This is a genomic window from Cetobacterium somerae ATCC BAA-474, assembly GCF_000479045.1.
Lineage (GTDB): Bacteria > Fusobacteriota > Fusobacteriia > Fusobacteriales > Fusobacteriaceae > Cetobacterium_A > Cetobacterium_A somerae.
On sequence record NZ_KI518173.1, the window covers coordinates 7,822 to 20,698 of the forward strand.

The 12,877-nt window shown below is 26.7% G+C and carries 16 protein-coding genes and 1 riboswitch; of the genes, 7 read left to right on the forward strand and 9 right to left on the reverse strand.

What is annotated here, in order from left to right; translation table 11 throughout:
- Positions 1–210: 210 nt before the first annotated feature.
- Positions 211–432: a hypothetical protein gene (locus HMPREF0202_RS08625; protein ID WP_023052430.1), complete on the forward strand. Its 222-nt coding sequence runs from the start codon at positions 211–213 to the stop codon at positions 430–432.
- 56 nt (positions 433–488) lie between these two features.
- Here HMPREF0202_RS08625 and HMPREF0202_RS08630 read toward each other — a convergent pair whose 3' ends face one another.
- Positions 489–689: a cold-shock protein gene (locus HMPREF0202_RS08630; protein WP_023052431.1), complete on the reverse strand. Its 201-nt coding sequence runs from the start codon at positions 687–689 to the stop codon at positions 489–491.
- A 256-nt stretch (positions 690–945) separates the two neighbouring features.
- The gene (add, locus tag HMPREF0202_RS08635) at positions 946–1,950 is read right to left on the reverse strand and encodes an adenosine deaminase (protein ID WP_023052432.1); all 1,005 of its coding nucleotides are present in this window, start codon (positions 1,948–1,950) and stop codon (positions 946–948) included.
- Between the two features lie 67 nt (positions 1,951–2,017).
- A riboswitch (purine riboswitch) is annotated at positions 2,018–2,117 on the reverse strand.
- A gap of 174 nt (positions 2,118–2,291) precedes the next feature.
- Here add and HMPREF0202_RS08640 point away from each other — a divergent pair.
- Positions 2,292–2,771 (forward strand): TehB-like domain-containing protein, encoded by a 480-nt coding sequence (locus HMPREF0202_RS08640; RefSeq protein WP_023052433.1) that lies wholly within the window; start codon positions 2,292–2,294, stop codon positions 2,769–2,771.
- A 139-nt stretch (positions 2,772–2,910) separates the two neighbouring features.
- Here HMPREF0202_RS08640 and HMPREF0202_RS08645 read toward each other — a convergent pair whose 3' ends face one another.
- Positions 2,911–3,297: an arsenate reductase/protein-tyrosine-phosphatase family protein gene (locus tag HMPREF0202_RS08645; protein ID WP_023052434.1), complete on the reverse strand. Its 387-nt coding sequence runs from the start codon at positions 3,295–3,297 to the stop codon at positions 2,911–2,913.
- Positions 3,298–3,389: 92 nt separating this feature from the next.
- Positions 3,390–4,100, reverse strand: a complete 711-nt coding sequence (gene treR, locus HMPREF0202_RS08650; RefSeq protein WP_023052435.1) for a trehalose operon repressor — start codon at positions 4,098–4,100, stop codon at positions 3,390–3,392.
- 172 nt (positions 4,101–4,272) lie between these two features.
- On the opposite strand from treR, the gene treP reads away from it, so the two are divergent.
- Together treP and treC are read left to right on the forward strand one after the other, a co-directional pair.
- Complete coding sequence (gene treP, locus HMPREF0202_RS08655; protein ID WP_023052436.1) at positions 4,273–5,691, forward strand: PTS system trehalose-specific EIIBC component; 1,419 nt, start codon at positions 4,273–4,275, stop codon at positions 5,689–5,691.
- Positions 5,692–5,723: 32 nt separating this feature from the next.
- Positions 5,724–7,394 (forward strand): alpha,alpha-phosphotrehalase, encoded by a 1,671-nt coding sequence (gene treC, locus HMPREF0202_RS08660; RefSeq protein WP_023052437.1) that lies wholly within the window; start codon positions 5,724–5,726, stop codon positions 7,392–7,394.
- A 29-nt stretch (positions 7,395–7,423) separates the two neighbouring features.
- On the opposite strand, the gene HMPREF0202_RS08665 is transcribed toward treC, so the two are convergent.
- On the reverse strand, positions 7,424–8,353 hold the full coding sequence (locus HMPREF0202_RS08665; protein ID WP_023052438.1) for a 2-dehydropantoate 2-reductase: 930 nt from the start codon (positions 8,351–8,353) through the stop codon (positions 7,424–7,426).
- Between the two features lie 199 nt (positions 8,354–8,552).
- On the opposite strand from HMPREF0202_RS08665, the gene HMPREF0202_RS08670 reads away from it, so the two are divergent.
- Complete coding sequence (locus HMPREF0202_RS08670; RefSeq protein ID WP_023052439.1) at positions 8,553–9,251, forward strand: Crp/Fnr family transcriptional regulator; 699 nt, start codon at positions 8,553–8,555, stop codon at positions 9,249–9,251.
- Between the two features lie 61 nt (positions 9,252–9,312).
- Here the strand turns inward: HMPREF0202_RS08670 and HMPREF0202_RS14770 are convergent, their stop codons facing one another.
- From HMPREF0202_RS14770 to HMPREF0202_RS08690, 4 genes are all read right to left on the reverse strand, one after another.
- Positions 9,313–10,227 carry a DUF5996 family protein gene (locus HMPREF0202_RS14770; protein ID WP_023052440.1) on the reverse strand — a complete coding sequence of 305 codons (915 nt, stop codon included), beginning with the start codon at positions 10,225–10,227 and terminating at the stop codon, positions 9,313–9,315.
- Between the two features lie 455 nt (positions 10,228–10,682).
- Positions 10,683–11,084, reverse strand: a complete 402-nt coding sequence (locus HMPREF0202_RS08680) for a gamma-glutamylcyclotransferase family protein (RefSeq protein WP_023052441.1) — start codon at positions 11,082–11,084, stop codon at positions 10,683–10,685.
- Between the two features lie 99 nt (positions 11,085–11,183).
- Positions 11,184–11,354, reverse strand: coding sequence for a 4Fe-4S binding protein (locus HMPREF0202_RS08685; RefSeq protein WP_023052442.1), 171 nt, complete (start codon positions 11,352–11,354; stop codon positions 11,184–11,186).
- Positions 11,355–11,372: 18 nt separating this feature from the next.
- On the reverse strand, positions 11,373–11,744 hold the full coding sequence (locus HMPREF0202_RS08690) for a pyridoxamine 5'-phosphate oxidase family protein (RefSeq protein ID WP_040407012.1): 372 nt from the start codon (positions 11,742–11,744) through the stop codon (positions 11,373–11,375).
- Between the two features lie 154 nt (positions 11,745–11,898).
- On the opposite strand from HMPREF0202_RS08690, the gene HMPREF0202_RS08695 reads away from it, so the two are divergent.
- Both HMPREF0202_RS08695 and HMPREF0202_RS08700 read left to right on the forward strand, forming a co-directional pair.
- Entirely contained in the window at positions 11,899–12,414 is a 516-nt protein-coding gene (locus HMPREF0202_RS08695; protein WP_023052444.1) for an RrF2 family transcriptional regulator, read from the forward strand.
- Between the two features lie 230 nt (positions 12,415–12,644).
- A complete protein-coding gene (locus HMPREF0202_RS08700) occupies positions 12,645–12,854 on the forward strand; it encodes a hypothetical protein (protein ID WP_023052445.1) in 210 nt (69 codons plus the stop codon).
- Positions 12,855–12,877: the final 23 nt, after the last annotated feature.

The following is a 12,877-nucleotide window of genomic DNA, read 5'->3' on the forward strand; positions in this document are numbered from 1 at the left end:
CCCAAAGGCATCATATTCATCATTGTAGTTTTCATTGTTATTTTAAACATAGTAACCACTCCTATAAAATATTTTTGTATACTTTATCATAAAAAAAAATGTTTTCAAGTTTTTTATTAAAAAAATTAGAAAAAATATTTTGTAGTGACATACTTATGTAACAAATTTATATTATTATAAACTATATAATTTAAATAAGGATGTGATTTTATGTTTTTAGTTTTAATAGTTTTACTTATATTTTTAATTGTTGATAGAAGAGAGTGTTGTGGAAGAAGTGATGACAATAAAAGAGGTAAATCTTATAATTTAATTTCAAAATTAACTGTTATTGCATTAATTGTTTGTATAGTCTATTTTTTAATAGGGAGATTTTTTTACTCGAATCTATTTATGATGAGGGGATTGAATAGTTTTTTAATTGGATGTTAGGTGAGAAAAAAAAAAAATCCCTTATAGAAATTTCTATAAGGGATTGTAAAATTCAATTACTTTGCAGAAACAATGTTCTCAGCTTGTAATCCTCTGTCACCTTTAACAACATCGAATTCTACTTCTTCGTTTTCTTTTAAAGACTTGAATCCGTCTTTTTTGATTTGAGAGAAGTGTGCGAATACATCTTTCCCGTCCTCACCAGTGATAAATCCAAATCCTTTTTCTTCGTTAAACCATTTTACTGTACCTTTCATTTAAGTACCTCCGTTATTTTTAATTGTTAGTAACTATTTACCCAATCAATATTATTATAAAGAAGTACTCGTTAAAATAGTTCCTTAAAAATCTTTATCTACTTGTGTTATTTCCTTACTACAAAATTAGTATAACATATAATTTTCAAAAAGTAAACATTTTATTTTAAAATATTTTATTATGTTTATTTTCTTTATGTTTTTAACTAGTTATATTTTAAAAATGAACAGAGGTTTAATAGGTTAATACCCTTGATTAATCTAACTCTTTTAGTAAATTTTTTAATTTTTCTTTAGTTTGACAATCTGTGAAAGCCGCATCAACACTATTAAAATAAATATTTTTATAGGTATCTAAATCAATTTCAAAATTTTCTTTTATAACATGACACTCATTAGTTAAAGTTGTATTAGACACAGTTCTATTATCTGTATTTATTGTCACTTTGATACCATCTCTATGAAAATCTAAAATAGGATGAGCATCAAAAGAGTTCACAGCTTTAGTTTGAACGTTGCTAGTTGGACACATCTCTAGAAAAATATTTTTTTCTTTTACTAGTTCATAAGCTTCTTTACAATTTTTAATATGAATTCCATGCCCAATTCTTTCTGCTCCAAGAGTTTGAATTGCATCAAAAACATTTTTACCTATTCCCGTTTCTCCAGCATGAATTGTAACTCTGTATCCATAATTTTTTCCTAATAAAAACGGTTTAATGAATTTTTCACAAAATCCTTTTTCTTCACTAGCACACAAATCTATTGCAACAACTCCTTGTCCTAAGTATTTTTTTCCAATTTCAATAACTTCGTAAATTGTTTCTGCTGGCATATGTCTTAGAAAAGATAGGATTAAATTCCCTTTTATATCATAATTTTTTTCGCCTTCTTTTATTCCTTCTAAAACACTTTGAATAATATCTTCAGAAGTTAATCCTTTATTTGTATGTAGTAGTGGAGCAAATCTAATTTCAATATATTTTATATTTTCTTTTGCTGAATCCTCCATTAACTCATATGCAACTCTTTTTAAACTTTCCTTTGATTGCATAATAGCTACAGGAACTTGGAATCTTTCTAAATATTCATTTAAAGATGTACATTCCATAGGAGCAATTAAAATATTTTTTATTTTTTCAATGTTGGAAGTGGGTAGGTCAACACCTTCTATTTTTGCTAACTCAATTATTGTTTCAGGTCTTACACTTCCATCTAAGTGACAGTGTAACTCTATTTTAGGTAATTTTTCAAAGTTCATATATCCTCCTCTAAAATTTAAATTTTATAAATAAAAAAATCCCACTTACAAAGAAAATATGACACAATATGTGACGTATTTTCTTCGTAAGCAGGAATTAAGGTTCCACGGTAGATACCCCTATACCAAATTAATAGGGTTATACGAAGGGCTTTTATATAATTTATTCCGTATATTATATAATATAAATCATTTATATGTCAATAAAAAAATATCTAAACTGTTCAAAAAAATTTAGAATGAAATATTTTATTATAACATATTACAAGGAAAAAATATTTTTTTCTTGTACATTTAGTTGTCTTAAAATTTTAGTTTTTTAATTAAAAGGATGTGATTTTATGAAATGTAACTGTGAAAAAGAAAAAATAGATTTAAAAAGATTAAATCCAGATATTGAAGGGGATGCTAGTGAAGTTATTGAAGAGGAGATACAAGAAATAATTGAGGATGGGAAGTTGGCAGATATAAAACTTTATGATAATTTAATTTTTCCAGAGGGATTGGAAAAAGTTGGAGAAACACCGTGGATGAATGAACAAAATGTTTTCCCAGATATCTTGAAAAAACATATGGCTCCAAAGGATAAGCTAGGTTATCTTATTGTAAAAAAAGGTGAGCTTGAGTTTGTATGGGAAGATGAAAAAGGAAAAGTTTATACAGTAGATGCAAAACATCCTCTTATTATTTATCCAGAAAGATACCATCACGTTATTTTAAAAGGGCCAGTTGAACTTAAAATAAAATTTTATAAATTTGATGTAGATAGAGTTAAAGATATGAGTGCTCTTAGACCAGGAGAGGAATTTATAAAAAAATAAAAAATAAAAGAGACAGCTTTAATTTTAAATTAAAGTTGTCTCTTTCTATATAAAATTTAATAATCCCCACACATAATCTACCATATTTATATATAACTTTACAATTATTAAATAAAATTTTTATATTTAAATAAAAAAATTACTTAGTAATTGATTTTATAAATTCTTTAACTTTTTTTTCAAGAAGATTTACTATGAGTTCTTTTTCTTCAAAAGTGTTAGCTGGGTATTTATCCATATCGAAATCAATTGTTTCTTTAGCAGGAACAAATGGACATTCTACAGCACATCCCATTTTTACTAAGTAATCTATATTTTGTGGAAGCTCGTCTAAAGAGTGTGGTTTATAGTTAGACATAGAAAGACTTTTTGCTTTCATAATTTTTGCACCGTCATCATTTACTTTTTCTGCAGGATTTGTTCCAGCACTAACAATTATAAAATCATTTGTTAGTTCTTTTGCAAATCTTTCACAGATTATACTTTTAAAAGAGTTACCTCTACACACAAAAGCTATTGTTTTCATTGAATATTATCCTCCAAATTTTATAATAATTTGGTATATGTTACCATGAATTAAATTCTTTGTAAATTAGTATATTAGAAAATTCTAATTTATCATCTTTTAGCATAACTACTAAAAACAAATTTATCACTTCTATGGTGAGACTCAGTATATTCAAAAAGAGTTCCATTATCTAAGTAAGCAAAGTTTTTAACAATAGCTACAAGATTATTTCCTCTTAAATCTAAATATTTTTTATCCTCTTCATTAGGAGGTTCAACAGAGATTATTTTTTGAGCTCCATTTATTTTAATCCCTTTTTTATTTTCTAAAAATTCATATATAGAATCCATAGCAATTGAAGCAGTTAATCCTTCAACAATCTCTTTTAAGAAATAGTTATCATCTAAAATAACTTTTTCGTCACTAATTTCTCGTATTCTAATAATATGATAAATAGTTTCACCAATGGGAAAATGAGTTTTTTTATTTAGTTCCTCATTAACAATTAGAGTTTCAAAAATTGGAATGGATGTTTTATACTTTAAACTATTTTTTAAAGAAGCTTCTTTAAAGCTCTCAGTTCCACCTAATAAAAAATTAACAGGAATTTTTTTCATAACAAAAACTCCCTTCCCATGAACTGAACTCAAAAGTCCATCACTTGCCAAAAGATCGATAGCTTTTCGAACTGTATTTCTACTAACTGAAAAAATATCCTTCAATTGATTTTCAGATGGAATTTTTTCTTCTGGTAGATAAGTTCCATTATTTATATTTTCCTTAATAAAGTTGTAGATTTCTAAATATCTGCTTTTAGCCATTTTGTCTCCTAAATATATATTAACTAATTTTGTTAAATATATTATATCAGAAAAAAATAATTATACAAAGACACAAACTTGTTTAAACAAGTTGTTGACAAAATAACAAAAAATTTATATGATATGTTCAATAAGAGATTAAAAAGTTTTTTAAAAACATTGGAGGGTAAAAATGGGTAAATATGAAAAGGAAGCTAAAGAGATATTAGATTTAATCGGTGGAAAAAATAATCTAATTAGTGCAACTCACTGTGTGACTAGACTTAGGTTAGTTTTAAAAGATGAAAGTTTAGTAAAAAAAGTAGAGCTTGAAAATAATTCTTTGGTAAAGGGGTGTTTTTCAACCTCAGGACAATTTCAAATAATAATTGGAAATCAAGTTAAAGATTTATATAAAGATTTTGTGATAGCTGCAGGAATTTCAGAGGCAACTAAAGAGGAAACAAAAGTTGCTGCTAATGAAAAAATGGGAAGATTACAAAAAATTGTTGGTGGATTTGCAGAAATATTTACGCCACTTCTTCCAGTTATTATTGCAGGTGGATTGATATTAGGGTTCAGAAATATAATTGGAGATTTAGCAATATTCGGAGATGGAAGCCAAACTTTAACAAGTTTAAATCCTAAATTAGCAGAACTTCATAGTTTTTTATGGATTTTAGGTGAAGCTATATTCCACTTTTTACCAGTAGGAGTAACATGGTCTACAGTAAAAAAATATGGAGGAACAGAGATTTTGGGAATTGTTTTAGGAATAACATTAGTTTCTCCACAACTTATGAATGCTTATGGGTATGCCACAGCTCAAGCTACAGGAACAATACCTTTCTGGGATTTTGGATTTATAACTATTGAAAAAGTTGGGTACCAAGCTCAAGTTATTCCAGCTATGTTAGCGGGAGTCTTTATGGCAAAAATGGAACTTTTCTTAAGAAAGTATCTTTCTGAAATTTTAAAAATGATACTACTGCCATTTCTAGTTTTGTTTACAACTGTTGTTGTTTCATATTTGGTTATTGGCCCAGTGTCTCGTGAGCTAGGAAATTATATTGCAGCAATATTTAATATTTTATTAACTGGTCCTTTTAGAGTGTTTGGTTCAATACTTTTTGGAATGCTTTACGCTCCATTAGTTATAACAGGAGTTCATCATACATTCTTGGCTGTAGATTTACAGTTAATTGCTCAAGGTGGAACAATGATTTGGCCAATGATAGCTTTAAGTAATATAGCTCAAGGATCAGCAGCTGTGACAATTATGTTTTTAAATAGAAAGGATGAAAAATTAAAATCTTTATCTTTATCATCAGCAATATCAGCATGGTTAGGAGTTACTGAGCCAGCTATGTTTGGGGTAAACTTAAGATTTATGTATCCTTTTTATGGAGCATTAATTGGTTCTGCACTTGCAGCTATTTATTCAACTTTAACAGGAGTTTTAGCAAACTCAATAGGAATAGGTGGACTTCCAGCATTTTTAGCTATTCAGCCTAAATTTTGGATAAACTATATTATAGCCATGTCAATAGCTTTTGTTATACCAATTATAGCTACTTATTTATTGAGTAAAGGAAGATTTGCAAAAAAATAAAATTATAAATTTAAAATAAAGTGAGGAAAATTATGTTAGAAAAAGATTGGTGGAAAAGTGCTACAGTTTATCAGATATATCCGAAAAGTTTTTGTGATAGTAATGGGGATGGAATAGGAGATATTAGAGGAATTATAAGTAAACTAGATTATTTAAAAAATTTAGGCGTGGATGTAGTTTGGACAACTCCTATGTATGTCTCACCAATGATGGATAACGGATATGACATAGCTGATTACTATAATATTGATCCAATATTTGGAACTATGGAAGATTTTCATCTATTATTAGATGAGATGCATAAAAAAGGAATGAAGTTAATAATGGATATGGTTATTAATCATACTTCTACAGAGCACTTTTGGTTTAAAGAAGCTTTAAAAGGGCCTGGAAATAAATATCATAATTATTATATTTGGAAAGAAGGAACAGCTGATAAAGCTCCTAATAACTGGGCTTCAAAATTTGGTGGAAATGCTTGGAAATATGTGGAATCATTAGGAAAATATTATTTACATTTATTTGATGTTACTCAAGCTGATCTTAATTGGGAGAACCCAGAGTTAAGAGAGGATATTTATAAAATGATAAACTTTTGGCTAGAAAAAGGTGTGGATGGATTTAGATTAGATGTGATAAATTTAATTTCAAAAAATCAAAATTTTCCAGATGATAACTATGAGACTGCTACATCAGATGGAAGAAAATTTTATACAGATGGACCTAAAGTTCATGAATATTTAAAAGAATTAACAGCTAATACTTTTGGAAAATATCCAGGAAGTTTAACTGTAGGAGAGATGTCATCAACAACGATTTCCCATTGTGTAGAGTATACAAAACCAGAAAATAAAGAGTTATCTATGGTATTTAATTTTCATCATTTAAAAGTAGATTATCCAAATGGGGAGAAATGGGCTTTAGGAGATATGGATTTTAAATCTTTAAAAGAGATATTTTTTAAGTGGCAAGTGGGAATAGAAAATGGAGATGGGTGGAGTGCAGTATTTTGGTGTAATCATGATCAACCAAGAATTGTTTCTAGATTTGGAAATGAAAAATATTTAAAAGAATCTGGAAAAATGCTGGGAACAGCAATCCATATGTTAAGAGGAACTCCATATGTTTACCAAGGTGAAGAGATTGCCATGACTAATCCTCACTTTAAAAATATAAATGAATATAAAGATGTAGAAGCTCTAAATAATTATAAACTACTTCTTGAAAAAGGAAAAACTATCGATGAAGCTATAGAAATTCTAGGGCAAAAATCCAGAGATAATAGCAGAACTCCAGTTCAGTGGAATAATAATGAAAATGCAGGTTTTACTATAGGAACTCCATGGATAGATGTAGCTAAAAATTATTCTACAATAAATGTTGAGAGTAATTTAAAAGATGGAGAATCAGTTTTTTATCACTATAAAAAATTAATAGAGTTAAGAAGAGAGTATAAAGTTATTTCTCATGGAGATTTTATTCCTATGTATGAGGAGAATTCACAAGTATTTGGATATATGCGTAAATTTGAAGCTGAAAAACTTTTAGTTATAAATAATTTTTATGAAAATGAAGTAGAAGTTGAAATTCCAGATGAATTTATAGGAAAAGATATTTTAGTAAAAAATTATAATGATGTATTGTTAAATGGTAAAAAAATAAAATTGAGAGCTTATGAATCAGTTGTAATTTATTTATCTTAAAAAAAGAACCTCATTTTTGAGGTTCTTTTCTATTTTATTAATAATTCCTCTTTAGAATGTACAAGTATTGTTAAAAGATTGTTATATGGGGTTGGGATATCAAATTCTTTTCCTTTTTTTGAAATATAACCATTGATATAGTCAATCTCTGTAAGTCGATGATTTTGTATTAAATCCTGATGCATAGATGGAAAGTGTTCACCAGCTTCATTTGGATCATAGGTTTGTTCAACATTTTTTACAATTTCATCAATATTTAAAGGGATATTGTATTTACTAGCTATTTGTGAAAACTCTTGAATTATTTTTGTAATGATTTTCTTAGAGTTTTTTAACTGTCCAAACTCTTCAATATTACAATCTAGAATGGTACAAGTACTATTTAATGCGCCGTTGATACAAGCTTTTTTCCAAATTGAAAGAACAACATTTTTACTATAGATTGCATTGAGGTTTGCATCATTTAAAGTTTGACATATTTTTTTTGCAGTAACTCCCATAGTTGGATCTAAATTTTGAATTTCCAAGTTTCCACTACCTGTCAGCTTAACATGACCAGGGCCAATTAGTTCTGATGTCCATAGAGTAACGCCCATAAATATATTTTTTATATCCACAAATTCAGATATTGTTTCACTATGACCTAATCCATTTAATAGGCATAAAACTTGTGTATTTTTTCCAATTATTTTATTAATACTTTTTAGCATTGGTTTTAGTCCCATTGATTTAGTAAATAAAATTATTAGCTCTGGAATTTCTACTACCTCTTCAGGAAGAAAAGCGGGTATTTTAATTGAATTTAATTTACTGTTTTCTTCAACTAAAAGACCATTTTTATTTATTGTATCAACATGTTCTTTCCAAGTATCAACTAAAAATACATCATTTCCAGAATGCTGTAACATATATCCAAATCTTGAACCCATAGCTCCAGCTCCAATTATTGCAATCTTCATGTTTAATTATCTCCTTTGTTTCTATATTTAATATTTTGTTATATATATAATTTTATCATAAAAAAATTCTAAAAAACTTGATTAAAATCAATAATTTACATTTTTTTTAAAAAAGTACTATAAAGATAATACAAATTGAAAAAGAAATGTGTTAAAATTTTGTATAATTTAATTAGAAAAGTTATTTGAAAGGAAAAATATGACATTCTTAGAGTATAGAAAAAATTTAATAAAAGATATTTTAAAATTTAACCCACAAAGAAAAGAGTATAAAAAAGGAGAGATTTTAACAGATATTAGTTTTTCTACTGAAAAAATTTTGATTATAGATAAAGGATTGATTAGATATTATCATAATCTTTGTGAAGAAAAAGAGTTTCTATTAGGGTGTTATTCAAAAGGGAATATAATTATTTTAGATCGAATAAGTGATTTTTTAGATGGAGATAAGTATCTAGAAAATTTTTATATTGAGGTTTGTGAAGATACAACATGTTACATTGTGGATAAAAACTTTTTAAAAATTTTATATATGAAAGATATAGATTTACATGAGAAAATTTTAGAATATACTTCTATTTTTTATCAAAAGTTATTTTTTCAAATAAGAGATATAAAGCTATTTTCTATAGAAAATGCAGTGTTATCATTATTGATTAGAGCATATAGAACTTATGGAAATAATAATGAGAATAGTTTTATAAATCATAAGATTCTAAATAAAAATATTGCAAAATCTTTAAATTCAACAGAAGAAACAGTTTCAAGAGTAGTTGCAAAATTAAAAAAAGAGGGCTTTATATCCATTAAAAAGAAGCATTTTTTCCTTCAAAATTTGGAGGAGATTGAAAAGAGATTAGGATGCAAATCTTGTAGAAAAAGTATTTGCTATTTCTAACAAAAAATAAAGAAAAAGATTAGAGTGTAAATAATCTTTTTCTTTGTTAGATTTGTATAACTTACTTATTTCTACGAATTTTTTGTGATGGAAGCTCTAAAGGTTTATTATAAGACTCAAGATTTTGCCAGTCTTGAATTTTAGTTGCTGCTTCGTAAACACTTTGGAAAAAAGTCATTGCTGATTCATCCGGATTAGAAGTGGCAAGACAGTCAGTTAATTTATAAATAAATTGGTCATTATAATAAGTTTTTTCAATAGGTAGAGCAATCTTTTTATATTCATCCGGATTATTAGGCCACATAAATCCAAAGAAATATGGTTCGCCAATATTGTTATTACCAAGATTAAATCCAAATTCAACCTCTTCAGCATCAACACCATATCTAAAACCAACAGGTAAAGAAGGGTCGATATTAAGAAGTTTACCAGAATATCTAACAGTTCCCATATCTAAACAACCCCAATAGAAATTAACTTTTGTTCTTCTTCCTCTAAAAGGAGCAGCAAATTTACTAAGAATTTTATAAGCATATTTAATCATTTCAAACCACTTTTCAACAGCTTCTCGGTCATAGGATTTATGAGTTTCATCTTTTTCAAAAGGTGTTGTAAAGTTCCATTCTTGAGGAATAGAATAAATATCAGTTCGATATCCTAAAAATTCAAGTTTACTTAAAAATATCTTATAAAATTGAGCTACAGAAACTCCATCTTTAAGAGGAGTAACAGCTTCTTTTCCATTTTCATCAAGAATAACCAGTTCATGTTTTATAAAATTAAATGAAATTTGAAATAATCCATTTTCAGATGGAATATTTCCAGTAGAAATTCCAGTTGGTGTAATATGAAGCATAGCTGATTCCCACTCAGGTTCTTGAGGAATTCTCTCAAGAGCAACCTTTCCAACCATTTGAATATACATTCCTAGAGTATCAACAGTATTTTGCCAATCTTTATATTTTAAAATTACCATAATATCCTCCTATAATATTTAGAAATGAGTTTTCTTAAACATAAATTCGGATAAAAAATGTGTTTCCTTTTATTTAGTATTAATATTTAATTGATTATAAAATTTAATAAAAAAAGTAGAGGGCAACCATCACAAATCCCTCTACTTCACTATTAAAACTTAATCACCTTCTAATAACTTTAAAACTTGTAAAAATTTTCTTTTAAATCTCTTAAAAATAAAATAGTTTACTGACTTTAAATCTATTACTTCATATAATAGTTAGAATAACAACTTCATAATTAGTTAAAACTCTTTAAAAATTTAAACATATTTCTAAATATTAAAACTTTATTGAAACTGTGTGATGGTTATTTTTTACAATATTTACAAATTGCTACAAAATCCTTTTCTACTTTCTAACTATTATTATATTAATTAGACGTTTTTTGATAAGAAAAAAGTTTTGAATTTTTTTATTTTTTAAAAATTTTCCAATCCCCTGATGAAACAGGTATCAGATTATCATATGAAAAATTTGGATTAGTTATATTATAAACATAAACATCTAAAATTTCTATTTCACCAGTTTCTAAATTTTTAATCTCTTTTTTTACCTTATTATATTCATTATTAGGATTATTTTCACCAAAATAATTTTCCATATCATCAATAGCTTTTAAATCACAATTTTCAACTGTTATAATTTCTCCAATTACAGTTCCGTTTTCTTCTAATAGTGCAGGATATTCTTGATCTTTAATAGCATATAGTTTGCCTTTAACTTCACCAAGTTCAATTTTTTTAGCTGCGTTATTTATATATTTATTAAAATTAAAAAATCCCTCTCTTAAACTTCCATAGACAAAAATTTTCATAGTTATCCTCCTTATTAATAAAAATATTTATCCTTAAATAATAACACAGAATGAAAACTTTGTCCAAAAAATATCTCTTTTTAAATTTAAACTTTTTTGTTAAACAATACATTTAGAAGGACAAGCTAATTGACAAGCTCCACAATCTACACATGCATTAGAATTTATGAACATTTTTTTATTTTTTATTTGAGATATACAACCTACGATACACGTTCTTTCACAAGATCCACATCCAATACAATTTTCTTCTATTATTTGCTTAGCCATTGTTATTTCTCCTTAAATTTAAAGTGTTTGTTTATATGATGTTACAGTAATTTCTAAGACCCTTGTAAGAAATGAAAATTTTTCTTTCATCATATCAAAATCGGCACCCTCTTTTAAAAATTTTGCAGTTCCTTCAACAAGAAACCCAGTTCCCATATATCTATATCCCATTACTTCGTGACTACCTAATGTTAATTTTACTTTTGGATTTTCAATAATATTTTTCTCTGTTAGAATCATTGCAGCAGCAGGAATTAAAATTTTATTATTATCAGTTATAGTAAGGTAACTATTCCAAGTATTAGAAACATGAGCTTCGTTTACTCCACAAGAAACAATAGAAACTACCCCTTCATGTTTTAATACCTCTAAAAATTTTTCATTAAACATAAAACCTCCTATAAAAATTTCAATTAGCGACATATATTGTCGTTAATTATATTAACATTTTATTAAAATTATGTCAATAAAAAATATCGTTCTTGAATCAATAATATTTTGATGATAAAATATAAGACAATAACATTTAAAGGAGTGAAAAATTATGAAAATGTCAATAGGTGTGGAGTATGCTATTCATTGCCTTTTATATATAGTAAAGCTTAAAGATAAAGATTATGTTGGAATTAAAGATTTAGCAGAATTTCAAGGAGTATCAGAATCTTATTTAGCTAAAGTTTTTACAAAATTAGGAAAATCTGGAATAACTAAATCAGTTCCTGGCGTAAAGGGTGGATATGAATTAGCTCGAAATCCTGAAGAGATATCTTTCTGGGATATAATTGAGGCTATTGAAGGAAAAGAGCCCTTTTTTCAATGTGCAGAGATTAGACAGAAAAATATTTTAGTAGATCAAAATAATCTTCCAGAATCATATACTAAGTGTCCATGTTTTATTAAAGTGGTTATGCAAGAGGGAGAGGAAGAAATGAAAAAATATCTTTCAAAAAAAACTTTATCATGGTTGTATAATGAAGTTTATGGAAGAATTCTTCCACAAGAAACTGAAGGGGAGACCCTTGAATGGTTTAAATCTAGAAGAAATCTTTCAATGAAGTAGAATTTTATTTTTTAATAACTTTTAAGCATATCTGATTTTAATTATAATGAAAAGGTAAATTTTTTAGAATCGAAAATTAAAGAATTGGAAGATAGTAAAAATTCTAAAATTGAAAAATAAAAAAAGATTTAATTAAAAATCCAGAGAGATATAAAATTGATAGTGAAGGAACTACTTCTTTAATTTAGTATAACTCTTTAAATATAATTATTTTTTAGGGAGATGATGCTATGAAGATTATAAGTGAAGTAGATATTATGGGTAGATGGGAAGTTGCTATTGAAACAAATAATGAGCGAGAGCAAGATATTTTAAAAGAAAAAATTGATGAGATTGGAGCAGAATTTATGGAATCAGGTGTTTCTGAGATTATAGTTTATGCTACTGGTGCTCAAAAAATTAAGTTAATTAGCTTTGTTTCAAATAATGAAGAAATATAAAAATAAAAAGAACTGAAATAAAG

Bases quoted from the DNA above. Each gene is read 5' to 3' on its own strand.
- HMPREF0202_RS08695 (WP_023052444.1), top strand. From the start codon at position 11,899: ATGAAAATGTCAATAGGTGTGGAGTATGCTATTCATTGCCTTTTATAT.
- HMPREF0202_RS08665 (WP_023052438.1), bottom strand. From the start codon at position 8,353: ATGAAGATTGCAATAATTGGAGCTGGAGCTATGGGTTCAAGATTTGGA.
- HMPREF0202_RS08640 (WP_023052433.1), top strand. From the start codon at position 2,292: ATGAAATGTAACTGTGAAAAAGAAAAAATAGATTTAAAAAGATTAAAT.
- treP (WP_023052436.1), top strand. From the start codon at position 4,273: ATGGGTAAATATGAAAAGGAAGCTAAAGAGATATTAGATTTAATCGGT.
- HMPREF0202_RS08680 (WP_023052441.1), bottom strand. From the start codon at position 11,084: ATGAAAATTTTTGTCTATGGAAGTTTAAGAGAGGGATTTTTTAATTTT.
- HMPREF0202_RS08690 (WP_040407012.1), bottom strand. From the start codon at position 11,744: ATGTTTAATGAAAAATTTTTAGAGGTATTAAAACATGAAGGGGTAGTT.
- HMPREF0202_RS08630 (WP_023052431.1), bottom strand. From the start codon at position 689: ATGAAAGGTACAGTAAAATGGTTTAACGAAGAAAAAGGATTTGGATTT.
- treC (WP_023052437.1), top strand. From the start codon at position 5,724: ATGTTAGAAAAAGATTGGTGGAAAAGTGCTACAGTTTATCAGATATAT.
- HMPREF0202_RS08645 (WP_023052434.1), bottom strand. From the start codon at position 3,297: ATGAAAACAATAGCTTTTGTGTGTAGAGGTAACTCTTTTAAAAGTATA.
- HMPREF0202_RS08700 (WP_023052445.1), top strand. From the start codon at position 12,645: ATGAAGATTATAAGTGAAGTAGATATTATGGGTAGATGGGAAGTTGCT.
- HMPREF0202_RS08670 (WP_023052439.1), top strand. From the start codon at position 8,553: ATGACATTCTTAGAGTATAGAAAAAATTTAATAAAAGATATTTTAAAA.
- HMPREF0202_RS08685 (WP_023052442.1), bottom strand. From the start codon at position 11,354: ATGGCTAAGCAAATAATAGAAGAAAATTGTATTGGATGTGGATCTTGT.
- add (WP_023052432.1), bottom strand. From the start codon at position 1,950: ATGAACTTTGAAAAATTACCTAAAATAGAGTTACACTGTCACTTAGAT.
- HMPREF0202_RS14770 (WP_023052440.1), bottom strand. From the start codon at position 10,227: ATGGTAATTTTAAAATATAAAGATTGGCAAAATACTGTTGATACTCTA.
- treR (WP_023052435.1), bottom strand. From the start codon at position 4,100: ATGGCTAAAAGCAGATATTTAGAAATCTACAACTTTATTAAGGAAAAT.
- HMPREF0202_RS08625 (WP_023052430.1), top strand. From the start codon at position 211: ATGTTTTTAGTTTTAATAGTTTTACTTATATTTTTAATTGTTGATAGA.